Source organism: Paraburkholderia sp. 31.1 (assembly GCF_014397645.1).
GTDB lineage: Bacteria > Pseudomonadota > Gammaproteobacteria > Burkholderiales > Burkholderiaceae > Paraburkholderia > Paraburkholderia tuberum.
The window spans coordinates 1-15869 of record NZ_VZQN01000009.1; the positions used below are offsets into that span (position 1 = coordinate 1).

The window sequence follows — 15869 nt, forward strand, 5'->3', positions numbered from 1 at the left end:
CTTTCGACGCCTCGCACGTGACTACGAACGCTTGCCCGAAACACTCGCAGGTCTGCATTTTGTCGTCTTCGCCATGCTTATGCTTGTCCATGCAATCCCAGTACTTCGAAGTTCCTAACACCGTCTAGGGGATCTTTCCCATACGGCCCGGATCGTCTATCGATGGGGTTTTCACTTCGGGCGCCAGCGTCTGGGCGGCGGATGCGCCGATCGTCCAATCATGCAGCACGGTATAAGCGACCGCCAGCAACGTCGGGCCGATGAAAACACCAAGAAAACCAAACGCAAACGCGCCGCCGAGGATGCCGAGCATCACCAGAATCAACGGCATGTCACTGTTTTTGCCGATCAGGATCGGCTTGATGACGTTGTCGGCCATGCCGACTACCAGCAGGCCCCATATGACCACAAAAATCGCCCATCCAGTCGACCCGCCCTGATACAGCCAGATCGCTGCCGGCAACCAGACAATGACCGGACCGCCCGGCACCACCGACAGAAAAAACGTCACGAGCCCGAGCAACGCCGGCGCCGGTACACCCGCCATCCAGAAACCGAATCCCGCGAGAACCGCCTGTACGAGGGCCGTACCAAGAATCCCGTAGACCACCCCCTTCACCGTGCTGCCCGCCAGCGCCAGCAGATACTCGGCGCGCTCACCGGCTACTCGACGCATGCCGGCGTTCAGCCAGGCGGCCGCCCCCTCGCCACCGGTATAAAAGAAGAACGCGAGCACGATGCTCAACGCCAGCAGCCCCAGCCCATGCGTCACCGCAAGCGCCGCCGTCAGAATCCACTTCCCAGCCGGCGCGGCGAGCGTGTGCAATTGCGCGATCAACTCGGAATTGCTGCTGGTCAAGCGCTCCCAAAAGGCCTCGATGCTCGAACCAACCAGCGGGATCCGCTGCACCCACGGCGGTAGATCGGGCAACCCCGACTCGAAAAGTCTTTGCACCAGCGCAACGATGTCGTGAACATGCGCGCCGAACGCGAAACCCGCATAGACGAACGGCCCGAGCACCACGACCAGAATAATCAGCACGATCAAGGTCGCGGCCAGCTTGCGCCGCCCGCCGACCACGCCAGTGAGTCGCCGGTAGAGTCCCCAGGAACTGTAGCTGAGGATGGCGCCCCACAGCAGCGCGGTCGTAAATGGCGCCAGCACCAGCAACGACCCACCCACGAGCACAATCAATGCGAATACCGCGGCAAGTCGCTCGATCAGTTGGTCAGATTTCACGATGAATCTCCTATTGCGCCAGACCGTGGCAATGACATGACACACGCCCGTCAGGCGCCCGCTGAACGCCGTCAGTATAGAAGCGAGTTGGGCGTCCGGGGTGTCTTATACCATCCCGCCAGGGTGTTGCGAGTCGCTTGCGACTGTGCCGGTGGCGACCGCATTTTTTGAGATGAAAGCGCCCAAATTGCCCGGAGATTGCTGGCCAATCCATATAGCTGCCTGGAAAAGACTAGAATATAAGGTTCCGTGCCCCCAATTTTTCTGGATTTATGCGCTCGCGAATCACCAAACGTCTCCCTCCCGACGCCGACAAGCTCGTCGGTCTCTCGCTCGCGCTTTTCGCCTCGGGCAGCCGTACCGAAGATCGCTTCTGGGAAGCGAAGCTCGACGCGCTGCTGGCCAAAGTCGTGCGCAACGCCAACCAGACCACGCTGGACGCCGCGCTCGACCATCTGCAGCAAAACCATCCGGATGCCTACGGCGCGCTGGCCGACATGGCGGAAACGCACAGCGAATCGTTCGTGATCGAACATGAAGGCGTGTCTTATGAAGCGCTGCTGATCGCCGCGCCTGTGCTCGCCTGGACCCGCTACGTGATTCCGTCCGGCCCGCTCAAGTCCGACGCCGCCGACGCCCTGCGCGCACACCTGCAAGCGCACGTGCTCGCCGCCAACACGCGCGTGGCAATGGCTCCGTTCCTGTTCAGCATCGACCAGTTGCCGCGCCATCACGTCGAAACGTGGCGCATCGCCCAGCAACTTGCGCAAGCCGCGGTCAGCGGCGGCAACGCGAAGCTCAATTTCGGCGAACTGCCGGAGACCTCGCCGATTCTGGCGGACCCGCGCTTTCTGCTCGCCGTAGTCGCCGCGCCCGTCGGCGACGCGACGTTCCGCTGGCAGGAAGAAGAGCACGGCACTCGCATCGAGCGCGGCCAATGTCTCGAGCAATGGGCCACCCAAGGCGGCGCGAATCTGTCGGTTGTGCTGCCGGGCTGCGAATTCGAATGTCTGCTGCCGGATGCGTACTACTCGGCGTGCCGCGACGCCGATGAAAGTGTGCGTCCGCACACCGTGCGTACCGCCGTGCGTTATCTTTTCGACACTATTGGCGCGGCGCCGCAGGATCTGCGCGCGGTGGTCGCCGGCTTCGGCGAACGGCGCATCGACGAGTACCGCGTCGGCTTCACGCGCAAGGGCAGCAACGACGTGATCTACGGTGTCGTGTGGCCACTCTACGGCCGCGAAAACGGCGAGGCGGGCATCGACGAGGAGCCGGAGGAAATCACCGGCTCGGACGAACCGCTCGAGGAAATCGTCGCGCTGCTCAAGGAAACCGGCATCACGGATGTGCGCCGCCACGCGGGCCGCTTCGAGCCGGAATATTGCGACGACTGCGGCGTGCCACTGTATGCGGACCCGCTCGGCGAAATCGTCCACGCGGAAATGCCCGAAGACGCCGAGCCCGCGCAACCCCATTTCCATTGATTTCGAAGTCGACATCCCTGCCTTATCGCAAAAAAGCCCCGTATGTACGGGGCTTTTTTGTTGATTGTCCGCATTTCTTATGCCTTTTGGACAGCCGTCAAAACGAAGGGAATTTGTCATCATAGGCACGGTGACGCATCGCCGTGATCGAGTCAGCTCCACGAGTCCCACAGATGCGTCGCGCCATTTCGCCCGATACATCTGGAGACATGCATGCGCTTCGCGATTCTCAATTCAAACGCAGAACGACGTGATGGACTCAAGGCCTTGCTGCGGCAGATCGACCGGCTGGCACGCTTCACAGAAGCCGATGAATGGCGTCTGCTCGAACGTCCGTTCAAGCGTTATCGGCCTGATCTCGTCGTGATCGACTGGGAGGACTGGATGTCGGTTGCGCAGGTGCGCGCGTTGCTCAGCCACTTTCCGGACCTGCGCATCAGCGTGCTCACCGACGGGACTTTGCCCGCGCTCGTGCGCGCGCTGATGGACGAAGGTGTGCTCGGCGTTGTTCCACGCGACACCGATCCCTGCCTGATCGTGCGCGCATTGGAAATGGTGCTGCTCGGCGGTCACTACGTGCCGCCCGGCGCGCTGGCGATCGATCCGCCGCTGCCGACCGACACCGCGATCCGTACGTTCGACGAAGAAAGTCCGCCGCCCCGCCGCAACAAACTCTCGGGCGGGCTGTCACCGCGGCAGGAGCAGATCATGCGCTGCGTGCACATGGGCAGCACCAACAAGATGATCGCGCGCACGCTCGGCATTAGCGAAGGTACGGTCAAGATCCACCTGACGAGCATATTCCAGCAACTTGGTGCGCCCAATCGCGCCGCCGCGGTCGCGCTTTACAACGGATGGCTCACGAATCATTTGCAAGTGCTGCGCAACAACGGCGAGCACAGCGCGCGGCCGGTCATCCGCGGGCAGCCTGGCCCGGTTCCGCTCCGGCGCCGCACACGTGCGCGCTTCCAGTATCCGTTGCCGGGCAGCGACACCAGCAGCGCGCTACCGATGGCCGCGGAGCCCGCCACGTCGTACGGTGAGGCCCCACCCGGCCGGCCCGCGCGGAAGTCGGTCGGGCCGGGTTCCGCATGACGCGGGGCGCGGGGCACGCCGCGCGCATGGGTTGGAACGTCCGCATGCGCGCAGCGTCGAGGGTGGGCTGGCATGGAATCCGCTCACACCTTTTGTCGTCCAACGAGTAATATGAGACACATGGGTTTCCTCTACACACCGCTTCCGTTCTGGGTCGCTGTCGGTGGCTGGATTGCCACTGCGATGGTGATCGCGCTCGCGCTGTGGAAAAAACCTTTCAAAAGACTTCAGGACGGCACGCTCCAGCATGTCTGGCTCGCGATAATCGTCGCGGTGTCGGTGCTGTGGTCGAGCAACGCCTGGCTCGACGACGGCACCGTGATGCACCTGCTCGGCGCCACGCTCGTCGTCACGCTGTTCGACTGGGGGCTCGCCCTGATCGCGATGGCGGTGGTCGCGGGTCTGGCCGCCGTCGTCTTCGATGCGCCGTGGCAGGGCATCGCGCTGACGTTCCTCGTGTACGGAGCCCTGCCCGTCGCCATCTCGACCTTGCTCCAGCGCATCTGCACCGCGTGGCTACCGCGCAATCTTTTCATGTTCATCTTCGGCCAGGGCTTCGTTTCGCCCGCCATTGCCGTGTCGTTGACGGCTGCGGCAGCGCTCGGCATCCATATCGCGGTGTCCGGCGGTTCGATGACCGTGGTGCCGATCGGCTACGCGCTCAGCGTGCTGCTGCTCGCCACCGGCGAAGCATGGTTCACTGGCATGGCGACCGCGCTGATCGCGGTCTACCGTCCCGCGTGGGTGACCACCTACGACGTGCGGCGCTATCGTCTGGGCGGCCCGCGCACCTGAGAATGCGCGCTTTGACGTCGCGTGCGGCGCATCTGTGATAATCAGCGCCTCGTCACTGGAGACTTTCCGGGCGTCCCCGCCAGGACAAGGCAGAATATTTGCAGCAACATTGAACTCAACCCTTACGCAGGGCATCTTATTTGCCTCATCTCCCATTTGCGTCTAAAGAACTAGATGGATCGCACCAATGTACCGAGCCGGTTGCTGCGGGTGATCGGCCGGTTGGCAGCCTGCGCAGCGAGTCTCTCGCTCATCTGCGCGGCTCCCGCACTCGCTGATCAGCTCGAACAGCACAACGACCTCGTCAAAAGATTTATCACCGAAATGCACGCGGATCCGCTCGTCGCGGACTGCGCCGCGCATGGCGACTTCGTCGCGAGCACGTCGACCGCTTTCGACCACGTCGAATTCCCGTCCAGTTCGTTCGACAGTGCGCACTCGTCGGTCACGCCATGGAACGACTCGTTCGACGAAGGCAAGCAGCGCGTCAAGGTGGACAGCATCGTCACCGTCGAGGGCGTCGGCGTGCGCCAGGACAACTCGGGCGAGCCGGCCGATCTGAAATTCCGCTGCGGCTACGTCGGCTCGCAAATGCTCGCGTTCAGCTGGAACGATCCGGTACCGCCAAACCGCGCGCCTAGCGCGGGATCGGGCAAGCACAAAGGCGGCAAAGGCAAGCACGCGGTCGGCGGCAAGACGTCGAAGAAGTCGTCGAAGACAGGCTCGGGCCAATCGTCGCGCACGACGTCGAGCAAATCGGCAAACAAGAGCTCGAAGAAGAAGAGCCAATGACATCTGGCGCTGATCGAGCCGCGCCACCGTCCGATCAGTCGCCCCAATAAAAAACGAGGCACGCACTTTTGCCGTGCGTGCCTCGTTTTTTGTGTCCATCCGTCCGCTTCTTCAGGCGAACGTCTCCACGTGTCGCAGGATCGCTTGCAACATTGCGGCGCCAAGCGATGCGCTGCGCTCGCCGTTCCAGCCGACCCGCTCGTCGGGCAGATTTGCGTTGTCCTTGAACGGCATTTCCAACGTCAACGACAGACAGCCGAATTCGTTGCCGATGTACTTCGACGCGAGCTTCAACGCATCCTCGCGATACTTGCTCGCCGCATAGCCATACTTGTCCTGAAAATCCGGACTCGCGTGCTTGAACGCCTCGATGAACGCCGTCTGCTCGCGGCCCTGCCGCTCGGTGAAGCCCGGCAACATTTCGGAGCCCGCGACGAACACATACGGCAATGCCTCGTCGCCATGAATATCGAAGAACAGGTCGCAGCCTATCGCATGAATCGCGTCGCGCACCACCAGCACCTCGGGACTGCGCGCGGCGTCCGGCTCCATCCATTCGCGATTCAGGTTCGCGCCGGCCGCGTTGGTGCGCAGATTGCCGCGCACGCTGCCGTCCGGATTCATGTTCGGCACGATGTGAAACACCGCATGATCGTAGAGCTTGCGCGCGACCGGGTCGCCCGCCCAATCGCCCCAACCGGCGAGGCGCTTCACGAACCCCTCGATGAACCATTCGGCCATCGTCTCGCCCGGATGCTGCCGGGCAATCAGCCAGATTTTCTTTTTGGGCGCGGCGTTGGCGGCATCGTTGGCGGGCGGCGTGCCGAGCGTGAGCAGCGAAATCGGTCGCCCTTCGACCGTCTTGCCGAGTTCGCTCAGCGACGCGTGCGGCATCTGCTGCACGGCGCCGAGAAACTCCGCATGACGCTCCTCGCTGTACGGTTCGAAGTACGCGTAGTAGATGCTGTCGAAATCGGGCGTATGGTCGATCGTCAGCACGCGGCCGTCGTACGACGTCGGCACGCGAAACCAGTTCACGCGGTCGTAGCTCGCGACCGCCCGATAGTCGCGCCAGCCCTCCGCGAACGCGCACGCGGCGGCGTTCTCGAAGGTCATCGCGCAGCGCTCGCCCGCCGCGCCCGACAGGCGGAAATAGAACCACTGCGCAAACTCGGCGTGGCTGTCGGGCCGTACGCGCAGGCGAATATTGCCGGCGTCCTCGCAGGACAACACATCAACTGCGCCTGCGTCGAAATTGCTCGTAATCGATAACGTCATCGGAGTCTTCCCTGCCTGAATTCACGCTGCCTTTTTAGCGCAGCGGCACGCTTATTCCGCAACGCGGCGGCGAAATACGAAAGTGGAGTCGTTCGAGGCTTCGGCACTGAACGCGTAGCCTTCGGTCTCGAAGTCCTTCAACTGCTCGGGACGATCGAGGCGATTTTCCACCGCGAAGCGCGCCATCAAGCCGCGCGCGCGTTTTGCATGGAAGCTGATGATCTTGTAGCGGCCGCCCTTCCAGTCTTCGAACACCGGCGTGACGACCGGCGCGTCGAGCAGCTTCGGCTTGACCGACTTGAAATATTCGCCCGATGCGCAATTGACCAGCACGCGCGAGGTGGCCGCATTCTTCTTCAACTGCGCGTTCAACGCGTGCGTGATCCGCTCGCCCCAGAACGCGTACAGATCCTTGCCGCGCGGATTGACGAAGCGCGTGCCCATTTCGAGCCGGTACGGCTGCAGCAGATCGAGCGGACGCAGCAGGCCGTAGAGGCCCGACAGCACCCGCACGTGATTCTGCGCATAGTCGAGATCGGCCGACGACAACGTCTTCGCATCGAAACCTTCGTACACGTCGCCGTTGAAAGCGAGCACCGCCTGCTTGGCGTTGTGCATGCCGAATTGCGGCGACCAGTCCGCGTAACGCTGAAAATTGAGGTGCGCGAGCTGATCGGAAATGCTCATCAGCGAAGCGATCTGTTGCGGCGACAAACGGCGCAGGCCGCTGATCAGTTCGGCGGCGTCATCGACGAAATCGGGGATCGTGTGCTTTTTGACGTGCGGCGGGGTGTCGTAGTCGAGCGATTTCGCCGGCGACAGAACGATTATCATAGAGGCTTGCAGGCACGCCGTGCCTGGCGGTCAAAGACGAAAGCCCGATTGTAACGAATGCCCGGTTCCCTCGCCTCAAGCGGCGCGTTGCGCGTCGTACTCGATTCCAATGTCTGGATCGACATACTCGTATTCGACGACCCTCACACGCGGCCGATCGCCGCCGCGCTCGAAAGCGGCGCGCTCGCCGCGCTGATCGACGCGCGCTGCCTCGCCGAGCTCGCCTACGTGCTCGACTATCCGCAGTTCGCGCACCGCAATGTCGACAAAGCCGCTGCGCTCGCGGTCGTCGCGCGGCTGGCGCAACTGGTCAAGCCGTGTGAGCCGACCGAGTCCGCCGCCGACGCGCGGCCGCTGCCCCAATGCAAGGATCGCGACGATCAGAAGTTTCTCGAGCTTGCGCATGCGGCGCAGGCCGACTGGCTCGTGTCGAAAGACCGTGCGGTGCTGAAGCTCGCGAAACGGATCGCGCGCGACTTCGGCTTCAGGATCGCGCAACCGGCACCGTTCGTCGCGGCAATCGGCATCGCGCAGAATGCTGGGGGCGAGCCCGTCAACGCGTGAATCCGACCGTCCGTGTGGCGCGTTGAGCCGAGCGCATGTTGAAGGTTCATCGTCAGGCGGCTTCTGACGATCAACGTGACACCCGCGGCGCGCACAGCGTGTCGCGATTCCCTACAATCAGGCTTCGCCCTTCGCAACGACAGTTCGAGAACCGGCCCACCTTATCGCCCTGCTACCCACGACGCCATGAACGCACCGCACGACACGCCCACGAGCCCCACGTTTCCGTCTCGCCTGCCGAACGTCGGCACGACGATTTTCACCGTGATGAGCGCGCTCGCCGCGGAAAAAGGCGCGGTGAATCTGGGTCAGGGCTTTCCCGACTTCGCCTGCGATCCGCGCATCGTCGACGCGGTCGCGAACGCGATGCGCGACGGTCACAACCAGTATCCGCCGATGGCCGGTGTGCTGCCGCTGCGTCAGGCGATTTCGGACAAGATCGCGAATCTGTACGGCCGCCGCTACGACGCCAATAGCGAAATCACCGTGACCGCGGGCGCCACACAGGCGTTGCTGACCGCGATTCTTTGCACTGTCCATCCCGGCGACGAAGTGATCGTGATCGAACCGACCTACGACAGCTATCTGCCGTCGATCGAACTCGCGGGCGGCAAGCCGGTTTTCGTCACGCTCGACGCACCCGACTACGCGATCCCGTTCGACAAGCTCGCCGCCGCGATCACGCCGAAGACGCGGCTCATCATGATCAACACGCCGCACAATCCGACCGGAACCGTGTGGCGCGAACAGGACGTGCGCAAGCTCGAGGAGATCGTGCGCGGCACCAACGTGCTGATCCTGTCCGACGAGGTGTACGAGCACATGGTCTACGACGGCGCGCCGCATGAAAGCGTCGCGCGTTATCCGGAACTCGCGCAGCGCAGCTTCGTCGTGTCGAGCTTCGGCAAGACCTACCACGTGACGGGCTGGAAAGTCGGCTATGTGGCCGCGCCCGCCGCGCTGACCGCCGAGTTCCGCAAGGTGCACCAGTTCAACGTGTTCACCGTCAACACACCGATGCAGATCGGCCTCGCCGATTACATGAAGGACCCGGCGCCATACGTGGAGCTGCCGGCGTTCTATCAGCGCAAGCGCGATTTCTTCCACGCGGGCCTCGCGAATTCGCGCTTCAGGCTGCTGCCGTGCACGGGCACGTATTTTCAGTGCGTCGACTATTCGGCGATCAGCGACCTGCCCGAAGCCGAATTCGCGCAATGGCTGACCGGCGAAATCGGCGTCGCGGCGATTCCGGTCTCGGCGTTCTATCACGAGGCGCACGAGTCGGGCGTAGTGCGTTTCTGCTTCGCCAAGCAGGAAGGCACGCTCGCTACCGCGCTCGAACGGCTCGCGCGGCTCTAGGATGCCTTGCGCGATGCCACGAACGAACCCACGTTACTTGCCATCGCGCTGCGCGGCACGGGTGTGCGCTTCGCACCCATGCGCGCTTCATGGCACTGCGCTCATGCCCTCAGGACGCACGCGACGCCGCGACACAGGCCTTGCGATCCTCCGTCACGCGCTGCGCAGCCGGCCGCGGGTTGATCGTCTTCACGTAGCGCTTCCAGTCGATCCCCGCTTCGAGCAGAAGATCGCGGCCGTAAATGGTCTGTGTCGCCATACCGACGAGCGGCAGGCTCACGTAGCCGGCGGTATCCGCCACGCTGAATTGCTCGCCGCACAGATACGGCGAGAACTTCGCGATCCGTTTGAAACCGGCGATGTGATGCGTGAGCAGCTTCTCGACGCGCCCTTTCGTCGCGTCGCTGACCGTGCCGCCGAAAAACGCTTCCTTGTACAGATTGCGCACTGTCAGCTCGAGATGTACATCGACGAAAAAGATCATTTCGCGTTCCTTGGCGGCCTGCCACGGATCGGCGGAGAAGATCCGCTTGTCGGGAAAACGCGCAGCCAGATATTCGACGATGCACTGCGACTCGCAGAGGTCGCCGTGCTCGGTCTGCAGATATGGCACCTTGCCGAGCGGCGAATGCTCGAGCAGCGCTTCTTCCTGACTCGGCTTCACGAACTGCTCCTCGAACTCGATGCCATGTTCGAGCAGCACGAACTTGACCTTGTTGTAGTAGTTGGACAGCGCAAAACCGCACAGCTTGATCATGGGGTGTCTCCTTGTGTCATGGTGTGTGAGACCGCGCGTCGAGGTTGAAGCAGCGGCTTTCCATCGAATCATCCAAGAAATTGCACGATCGTGCTATTCTAAAATAACCATGGAGTCGGGCATCACAATGAACTCTCGCAATTTCAGCATCGCGACCATCGGCATCGTCGGCACCGGCGCGATGGGCCGCGGTATCGCGCAAATCGCGGCGCTCGCGGGCCTGCGCGTGCGGCTCTACGACACCCACGCGGCCGCCGTCGGCGCCGCGCGCGACTATCTCGCGGAGACTTTCGCCAAATTGACGGCCAAAGGCAAGCTGGAGCAGTCGCGCTCGCTCGCCGCGCTCGCCAACGTGAGCGGCGTGCAGGCGATCAGCGAACTGGTCGGCTGCGATCTCGTCATCGAGGCGATCGTCGAAAAGCTCGAGGTGAAGCAGGCGCTGTTTCGCGAGCTCGAAACCGTGGTCAGCGGCCGCTGCATCCTCGCGTCGAATACGTCGTCGCTGTCGATCACCGCGATTGCCGCGGGCAGCACCGATCCGTCGCGCGTGGTCGGCTATCACTTCTTCAATCCGGTGCCACTGATGAAGGTCGTCGAAGTGATCGACGGCCTGCGCAGCGACCCCGAAGCCGGCGACGCGCTGATGGATCTCGCGCGCCGCATGGGCCACACGCCGGTGCGCGCGAAGGACATGCCGGGTTTCATCGTCAATCACGCGGGCCGCGGCATGAATACCGAGGGCTTGCGCGTGGCAGGCGAAGGCGTCGCGAGCTTTGCGGACATCGACCGCATCATGCGCGAGCAGGCCGGCTTTCGCCTCGGGCCGTTCGAGCTGCTGGACCTGACCGCGCTCGACGTGTCGCATCCGGTGATGGAGTCGATCTATCACCAGTTCTACGAAGAACCGCGTTACACGCCGTCGCCGATCACGGGCACGCGGCTATCGGGCGGACTGCTCGGCCGCAAGAGCGGCGAAGGTTTCTATCGCTACGTGGACGGCAAGCAGCAGGTTGCCGCCGAAGCGCCCGCGCCGACCACGGTGCCGCAAAGCGTGTGGGTCAGCCAACGCTACCGCGACGCGTACGAGGCCGTCGTGCAACTGGTCGGCAAAGCGGGCGTAAAGCTCGACGAAGACGCGACGCCCGCCGCCGGTTCGCTGATCGTCGTCACGCCGTTTGGCCACGACGCGACCACGGCCGCGGTCGACGAAGCGCTCGACGCGAGCCGCGTCGTCGCCGTCGACGCACTGTTCCCGCTCCTCAGCGCGCAACGCCGCACGCTGATGACCACACCGGCCACGACACGCGCCGCGCGCGATAGCGCGCATGCGCTGTTCGCCGCCGACGGCATCCCGGTCACCGTGATCCGCGATTCGACCGGCTTCGTCGCGCAGCGGGTGGTCGCGACGATCGTCAACATCGGCTGCGACATCGCGCAGAAGCAGATCGCGACGCCGGAGGACATCGACCTCGCCGTCATGCTCGGCCTCGGCTACCCGCGCGGACCGCTCGCGCTCGGCGACGCGCTCGGCGCCACCACCATTCTCACGATCCTGCGCAACATGCACGGCGTGCTCGGCGAGCCGCGCTACCGTCCGTCGCCGTGGCTCGCAAGACGCGCGCAACTCGGCCTCGCGCTCACGCAGCGCGACGCCGCCGACATCCCAACGGAGACCCAATCATGAGCGCCGCCCTGCTCGCTTCACGCCCGGCCAGCAGCGAATCCACGCTGGTCCTCACGCTGTCGAACCCCGGTGCGCGCAACGCGCTGCATCCGGACATGTACGCCGCGGGCATCGAGGCATTCGATACCGTCGAGCGCGATCCGTCGATTCGCGCCGTCGTGATCACCGGCGCCGATAACTTCTTTTGCGCGGGCGGCAACCTGAACCGCCTGCTCGAAAATCGCGCGAAAGATCCCTCCGTGCAAGCCGATAGCATCGACATGCTCGCTCAATGGATTTCGGCACTGCGGCTATCGTCGAAGCCGGTCATTGCCGCGGTGGAAGGCGCGGCGGCAGGCGCGGGATTTTCGCTCGCGCTCGCCTGCGATCTGATCATCGCCGCGGACAACGCCAAATTCGCGATGTCCTACGCGCGCGTCGGTCTGACGCCCGACGGCGGCGGCTCGTGGTTTCTCGCCGAGGCGCTGCCGCGCCAGCTGGCCACCGAGGTACTGATCGAAGCCAAGCCGATCGGCGCCGCGCGTCTGCACGAACTCGGCGTCGTCAACCGGCTCACGAAAGCCGGCACCGCGCTCGATAACGCGCTCGCCTGGGCCGACGAGCTCGGCGCGATTTCGCCCAATTCGGTCGCGCGCATCAAGGGGCTGATCGCCGCGGCCGGTACGCAGCCGCTCGCTGATCATCTGGTCGCCGAGCGCGATAACTTCGTCGCGTCGCTGCATCATCGCGACGGTCTCGAAGGCATCACCGCGTTCCTCGAAAAACGCGCACCCATCTACAAATGAACGACGAGAGAGCCGCCCGACATGCCCGACTACCAACTGCCGAAACGGCGCCGCATCTTCCTGATGCGTCACGGCGACGTCACCTACTTCGACGACTCCGGCCGCGCGATCGATCCTGAAACCGTGCCGCTGAACGCGAACGGCCGCGAGCAGGCGAGCGCGGCGGGCCGCGTGTTCGCCGGGCAGCAGGTGCGCTTTGACCGCGTGATCGTCAGCGGCTTGCCCCGCACGATCGAAACCGCGCGGTGCGTGCTTGCCGAAACGGGTCAGCAGATCGAGCCCGAAATCGAGCCCGCGTGGCGAGAAATTCGCGGCGGACGGCTCGGCGGCATTCCGCCGAGCGATATCGAGGCCGCGTTTCTCGGCGTGTTCGACGGCATCGTGCCGGAGAGCATGCGCTTTCTCGACGGCGAAACGATCGGCGAGCTGTTCGATCGCGTTCTGCCGGCCGTCACGGCGCTGCGCGAAGACACGTCGTGGGACACCGCGTTGCTGGTGCTGCACGGCGGCGTCAATCGCGCGATCCTGTCGCACGCGCTGACGGCCGGCGGCCGCACGTTCTTCGGTCATCTGTCGCAGGCGACCGGCTGCATCAATGCGCTCGACGTCGGCGCCGCGCCGCGCGACTGGGTGCTGCGCATGCTCAACTATTCACCGCCGTCGCCGTTGCATCGCGACGTTCGCAACACCACGATGGAAATGCTCTACGCACAGTTCATCCGATACCAGCGTAGCTGACACCGAACTGGAGGAGACACATGGCGCAAGCCACACAGACCGGCGAACCGACACGCAGACAGGACTACTCGGCTTTCGAGGGCACCCGCCCGGTCAACGAGCGGCAACGCTTCGACAACGACGCGCTCGCCGCGTGGCTGGCCGGACATGTCGACGGATTCGAGGGGCCGCTCACGCTCGAGCAATTCGCGGGCGGACAATCCAATCCCACGTTCAAGCTGATCACGCCGTCGCGCGCGTACGTGATGCGCGCGAAGCCCGGACCCGCGGCGAAGCTGCTGCCGTCCGCGCATGCGATCGAACGCGAATACCGCGTGATGCACGCGCTCGCCGACACCGACGTGCCGGTCGCACAGATGCTCGCGCTGTGCGAGGACGAAAGCGTGATCGGTCGCGCGTTCTACGTGATGGAGTTCGTGGAAGGTCGCGTGCTGTGGGATCAATCGCTGCCCGGCATGACGCCCACCGAGCGCGCGGCGATCTACGACGAAATGAATCGCGTGATCGCGGCGTTGCACAGTGTCGACGCCGCCACCGCCGGCCTCGCCGACTACGGTAAGCCGGGCAATTACTTCGCGCGCCAGATCGGCCGCTGGAGCAAGCAGTATCTGGCGTCCGAGACCGAGCCGATCGACGCGATGCACCGGCTGATCGAATGGCTGCCGCAGCATATGCCGGCCGAAACGAACGAGCGCGTGTCGGTCGTGCACGGCGACTACCGGCTCGACAATCTGATTTTCGATCGCAACGAGCCGCGCGTGCTCGCGGTGCTCGACTGGGAACTGTCGACGCTCGGCGATCCGCTCGCCGACTTTGCTTACCACTGCATGGCGTGGCATGTCGACCCGACGCAGTTCCGCGGCATCGCGGGACTCGATTGGGCCGCGCTCGGCATTCCCGATGAAGCGCGGTACGTCGAGCGCTATTGCCAACGCACCGGTTTCGAGATTCGTGGCGACTGGAATTTCTATCTGGCCTACAACATGTTCCGCATCGCAGCGATCCTCCAAGGGATCATGAAGCGCGTCGTCGACGGTACCGCATCGAACGCGCAGGCGCTCGACGCCGGCCGGCGCGCGAAGCCGATGGCCGAACTCGCCTGGCGCTATGCGCAGAAGGTTCTCTAGACACAAGGGCGCGCCCTGCTCCCCATCATTCGCAGTCCGTTACCCGCGAGGTCCAAGATGAATTTCGATTACACCCCGAAGGTCCAGGCGTTGCGCGAAAAACTGCTCGCCTTTTTCGACGAGCACATTTACCCGAACGAACAGGCGTTCTATGCGGAGATCGCGCGCAACCGCCAGAACGGCAACGCATGGGTGCCGACCGAACTGGTCGAGCAACTCAAGCAGAAGGCGCGCGACGCCGGTCTATGGAATCTGTTCCTGCCGCAATCGGAGCGCGGCGCGGGCCTGACGAATCTCGAATACGCGCCGCTGTGCGAGATCATGGGCCGCGTGCCGTGGGCGCCGGAAGTGTTCAACTGCAACGCGCCGGACACCGGCAACATGGAGACGATCGAGCGCTACGGCAGCGAAGAGAACAAGCGCGAGTGGCTCGAACCGCTGCTGCAAGGGCAGATCCGTTCGGCGTTTCTGATGACGGAGCCAGAGGTCGCGTCGTCGGATGCGACGAACATCCAGACCAGCATCGTGCGCGATGGCGACCATTACGTGATCAACGGTCACAAGTGGTGGTCGTCGGGCGCGGGCGATCCGCGCTGCAAGGTCTATATCGTGATGGGCAAGACCGATCCCGACGCGCCGCGCCATCAGCAGCAGTCGATGATCCTCGTGCCCGCCGACGCCACCGGCATCACCGTGCATCGCCCGCTCACGGTGTTCGGTTACGACGACGCGCCGCACGGCCACATGGAGATCACACTCGACAACGTGCGCGTGCCCGCTACCAGCATGCTGCTCGGCGAAGGCCGCGGCTTCGAGATCGCGCAAGGCCGTCTCGGCCCGGGACGCATCCATCACTGCATGCGCCTGATCGGTCTCGCCGAACGCGCGCTCGAATTGATGGCGAAGCGCTCGCTGCAGCGTGTCGCGTTCGGCAAGCCGGTGGCGTCGCAAGGGGTCACGCAGGAGCGTCTTGCCGAGGCGCGCTGCATGATCGAGCAGGCGCGTCTGCTCACGCTGAAGACCGCGTACATGATGGATACCGTCGGCAACAAGGGCGCGCGCGGCGAGATCGCGATGATCAAGGTGGTCGCGCCGAACATGGCGTGTCAGGTGATCGACTGGGCGATTCAGGCTCATGGCGGCGGCGGCGTCAGCGACGATTTTCCGCTCGCGTATGCCTATGCGTCGGCGCGCACGCTGCGTTTCGCCGACGGCCCCGACGAAGTGCATCGCAACGCGATCGCCAAGCTCGAACTTGCGCGTCATATGGATGCGGGCTCGGTGGCCCGCGTTGAGATGCCGGTCACACGCGTTTGAGTGCTTCGGCTCGGTGT

At 64.0% G+C, this 15869-nt stretch carries 15 protein-coding genes and 1 pseudogene; 12 read left to right on the forward strand and 4 right to left on the reverse strand.

Translation table 11 applies throughout. The features are described from left to right. A pseudogene (locus tag F6X37_RS08240) lies at positions 1–118 on the forward strand (IS5/IS1182 family transposase); the annotation flags it as partial. 6 nt (positions 119–124) lie between these two features. On the opposite strand, the gene F6X37_RS08245 reads toward F6X37_RS08240, so the two are convergent. After that, entirely contained in the window at positions 125–1240 is a 1116-nt protein-coding gene (locus F6X37_RS08245) for an AI-2E family transporter (RefSeq protein WP_187611057.1), read from the reverse strand. A gap of 272 nt (positions 1241–1512) precedes the next feature. On the opposite strand from F6X37_RS08245, the gene F6X37_RS08250 reads away from it, so the two are divergent. From F6X37_RS08250 to F6X37_RS08265, 4 genes are all read left to right on the forward strand, one after another. Next, positions 1513–2727 (forward strand): DUF2863 family protein, encoded by a 1215-nt coding sequence (locus tag F6X37_RS08250; RefSeq protein ID WP_184028728.1) that lies wholly within the window; start codon positions 1513–1515, stop codon positions 2725–2727. 213 nt (positions 2728–2940) lie between these two features. Further along, on the forward strand, positions 2941–3822 hold the full coding sequence (locus F6X37_RS08255) for a response regulator transcription factor (RefSeq protein ID WP_090803814.1): 882 nt from the start codon (positions 2941–2943) through the stop codon (positions 3820–3822). A 120-nt stretch (positions 3823–3942) separates the two neighbouring features. Beyond that, entirely contained in the window at positions 3943–4617 is a 675-nt protein-coding gene (locus tag F6X37_RS08260) for an energy-coupling factor ABC transporter permease (RefSeq protein ID WP_090803813.1), read from the forward strand. Positions 4618–4791: 174 nt separating this feature from the next. Beyond that, positions 4792–5409, forward strand: a complete 618-nt coding sequence (locus F6X37_RS08265) for a BspC domain-containing protein (RefSeq protein ID WP_090803811.1) — start codon at positions 4792–4794, stop codon at positions 5407–5409. A 111-nt stretch (positions 5410–5520) separates the two neighbouring features. Here the strand turns inward: F6X37_RS08265 and F6X37_RS08270 are convergent, their stop codons facing one another. Beyond that, positions 5521–6687 carry a carboxypeptidase family protein gene (locus F6X37_RS08270; protein WP_187610952.1) on the reverse strand — a complete coding sequence of 389 codons (1167 nt, stop codon included), beginning with the start codon at positions 6685–6687 and terminating at the stop codon, positions 5521–5523. 51 nt (positions 6688–6738) lie between these two features. Beyond that, positions 6739–7521, reverse strand: coding sequence for a peroxide stress protein YaaA (gene yaaA, locus F6X37_RS08275; protein WP_090803807.1), 783 nt, complete (start codon positions 7519–7521; stop codon positions 6739–6741). A gap of 57 nt (positions 7522–7578) precedes the next feature. Here yaaA and F6X37_RS08280 point away from each other — a divergent pair, with 57 nt between their 5' ends. Next, on the forward strand, positions 7579–8085 hold the full coding sequence (locus tag F6X37_RS08280) for a putative toxin-antitoxin system toxin component, PIN family (protein ID WP_184045951.1): 507 nt from the start codon (positions 7579–7581) through the stop codon (positions 8083–8085). 186 nt (positions 8086–8271) lie between these two features. Then, positions 8272–9444: a pyridoxal phosphate-dependent aminotransferase gene (locus tag F6X37_RS08285; RefSeq protein ID WP_187610953.1), complete on the forward strand. Its 1173-nt coding sequence runs from the start codon at positions 8272–8274 to the stop codon at positions 9442–9444. Between the two features lie 109 nt (positions 9445–9553). Here the strand turns inward: F6X37_RS08285 and F6X37_RS08290 are convergent, their stop codons facing one another. Next, entirely contained in the window at positions 9554–10201 is a 648-nt protein-coding gene (locus tag F6X37_RS08290) for a glutathione S-transferase family protein (RefSeq protein ID WP_187610954.1), read from the reverse strand. Positions 10202–10328: 127 nt separating this feature from the next. Between F6X37_RS08290 and F6X37_RS08295 the strand changes: the two genes are divergently transcribed. From F6X37_RS08295 to F6X37_RS08315, 5 genes are read left to right on the forward strand one after another with little or no spacing between them, the layout of a single operon-like run. After that, the gene (locus F6X37_RS08295) at positions 10329–11885 is read left to right on the forward strand and encodes a 3-hydroxyacyl-CoA dehydrogenase (RefSeq protein ID WP_187610955.1); all 1557 of its coding nucleotides are present in this window, start codon (positions 10329–10331) and stop codon (positions 11883–11885) included. Then, the gene (locus F6X37_RS08300; protein ID WP_187610956.1) at positions 11882–12670 is read left to right on the forward strand and encodes an oxepin-CoA hydrolase, alternative type; all 789 of its coding nucleotides are present in this window, start codon (positions 11882–11884) and stop codon (positions 12668–12670) included. The genes F6X37_RS08295 and F6X37_RS08300 overlap by 4 nt, the downstream gene beginning before the upstream one ends. Before the next feature lie 21 nt (positions 12671–12691). Next, the gene (locus tag F6X37_RS08305) at positions 12692–13408 is read left to right on the forward strand and encodes a histidine phosphatase family protein (protein ID WP_187610957.1); all 717 of its coding nucleotides are present in this window, start codon (positions 12692–12694) and stop codon (positions 13406–13408) included. Between the two features lie 20 nt (positions 13409–13428). Next, positions 13429–14535 (forward strand): phosphotransferase, encoded by a 1107-nt coding sequence (locus F6X37_RS08310; RefSeq protein ID WP_187610958.1) that lies wholly within the window; start codon positions 13429–13431, stop codon positions 14533–14535. 57 nt (positions 14536–14592) lie between these two features. Beyond that, on the forward strand, positions 14593–15852 hold the full coding sequence (locus F6X37_RS08315; protein WP_187610959.1) for an acyl-CoA dehydrogenase family protein: 1260 nt from the start codon (positions 14593–14595) through the stop codon (positions 15850–15852). The last annotated feature ends 17 nt before the right edge of the window (positions 15853–15869 follow it).

Coding starts and splice junctions, on each gene's coding strand:
- F6X37_RS08250 (WP_184028728.1), top strand. CDS start 1,513: ATGCGCTCGCGAATCACCAAACGTCTCCCTCCCGACGCCGACAAGCTC.
- F6X37_RS08255 (WP_090803814.1), top strand. CDS start 2,941: ATGCGCTTCGCGATTCTCAATTCAAACGCAGAACGACGTGATGGACTC.
- F6X37_RS08260 (WP_090803813.1), top strand. CDS start 3,943: ATGGGTTTCCTCTACACACCGCTTCCGTTCTGGGTCGCTGTCGGTGGC.
- F6X37_RS08265 (WP_090803811.1), top strand. CDS start 4,792: ATGGATCGCACCAATGTACCGAGCCGGTTGCTGCGGGTGATCGGCCGG.
- F6X37_RS08270 (WP_187610952.1), bottom strand. CDS start 6,687: ATGACGTTATCGATTACGAGCAATTTCGACGCAGGCGCAGTTGATGTG.
- yaaA (WP_090803807.1), bottom strand. CDS start 7,521: ATGATAATCGTTCTGTCGCCGGCGAAATCGCTCGACTACGACACCCCG.
- F6X37_RS08280 (WP_184045951.1), top strand. CDS start 7,579: ATGCCCGGTTCCCTCGCCTCAAGCGGCGCGTTGCGCGTCGTACTCGAT.
- F6X37_RS08285 (WP_187610953.1), top strand. CDS start 8,272: ATGAACGCACCGCACGACACGCCCACGAGCCCCACGTTTCCGTCTCGC.
- F6X37_RS08290 (WP_187610954.1), bottom strand. CDS start 10,201: ATGATCAAGCTGTGCGGTTTTGCGCTGTCCAACTACTACAACAAGGTC.
- F6X37_RS08295 (WP_187610955.1), top strand. CDS start 10,329: ATGAACTCTCGCAATTTCAGCATCGCGACCATCGGCATCGTCGGCACC.
- F6X37_RS08300 (WP_187610956.1), top strand. CDS start 11,882: ATGAGCGCCGCCCTGCTCGCTTCACGCCCGGCCAGCAGCGAATCCACG.
- F6X37_RS08305 (WP_187610957.1), top strand. CDS start 12,692: ATGCCCGACTACCAACTGCCGAAACGGCGCCGCATCTTCCTGATGCGT.
- F6X37_RS08310 (WP_187610958.1), top strand. CDS start 13,429: ATGGCGCAAGCCACACAGACCGGCGAACCGACACGCAGACAGGACTAC.
- F6X37_RS08315 (WP_187610959.1), top strand. CDS start 14,593: ATGAATTTCGATTACACCCCGAAGGTCCAGGCGTTGCGCGAAAAACTG.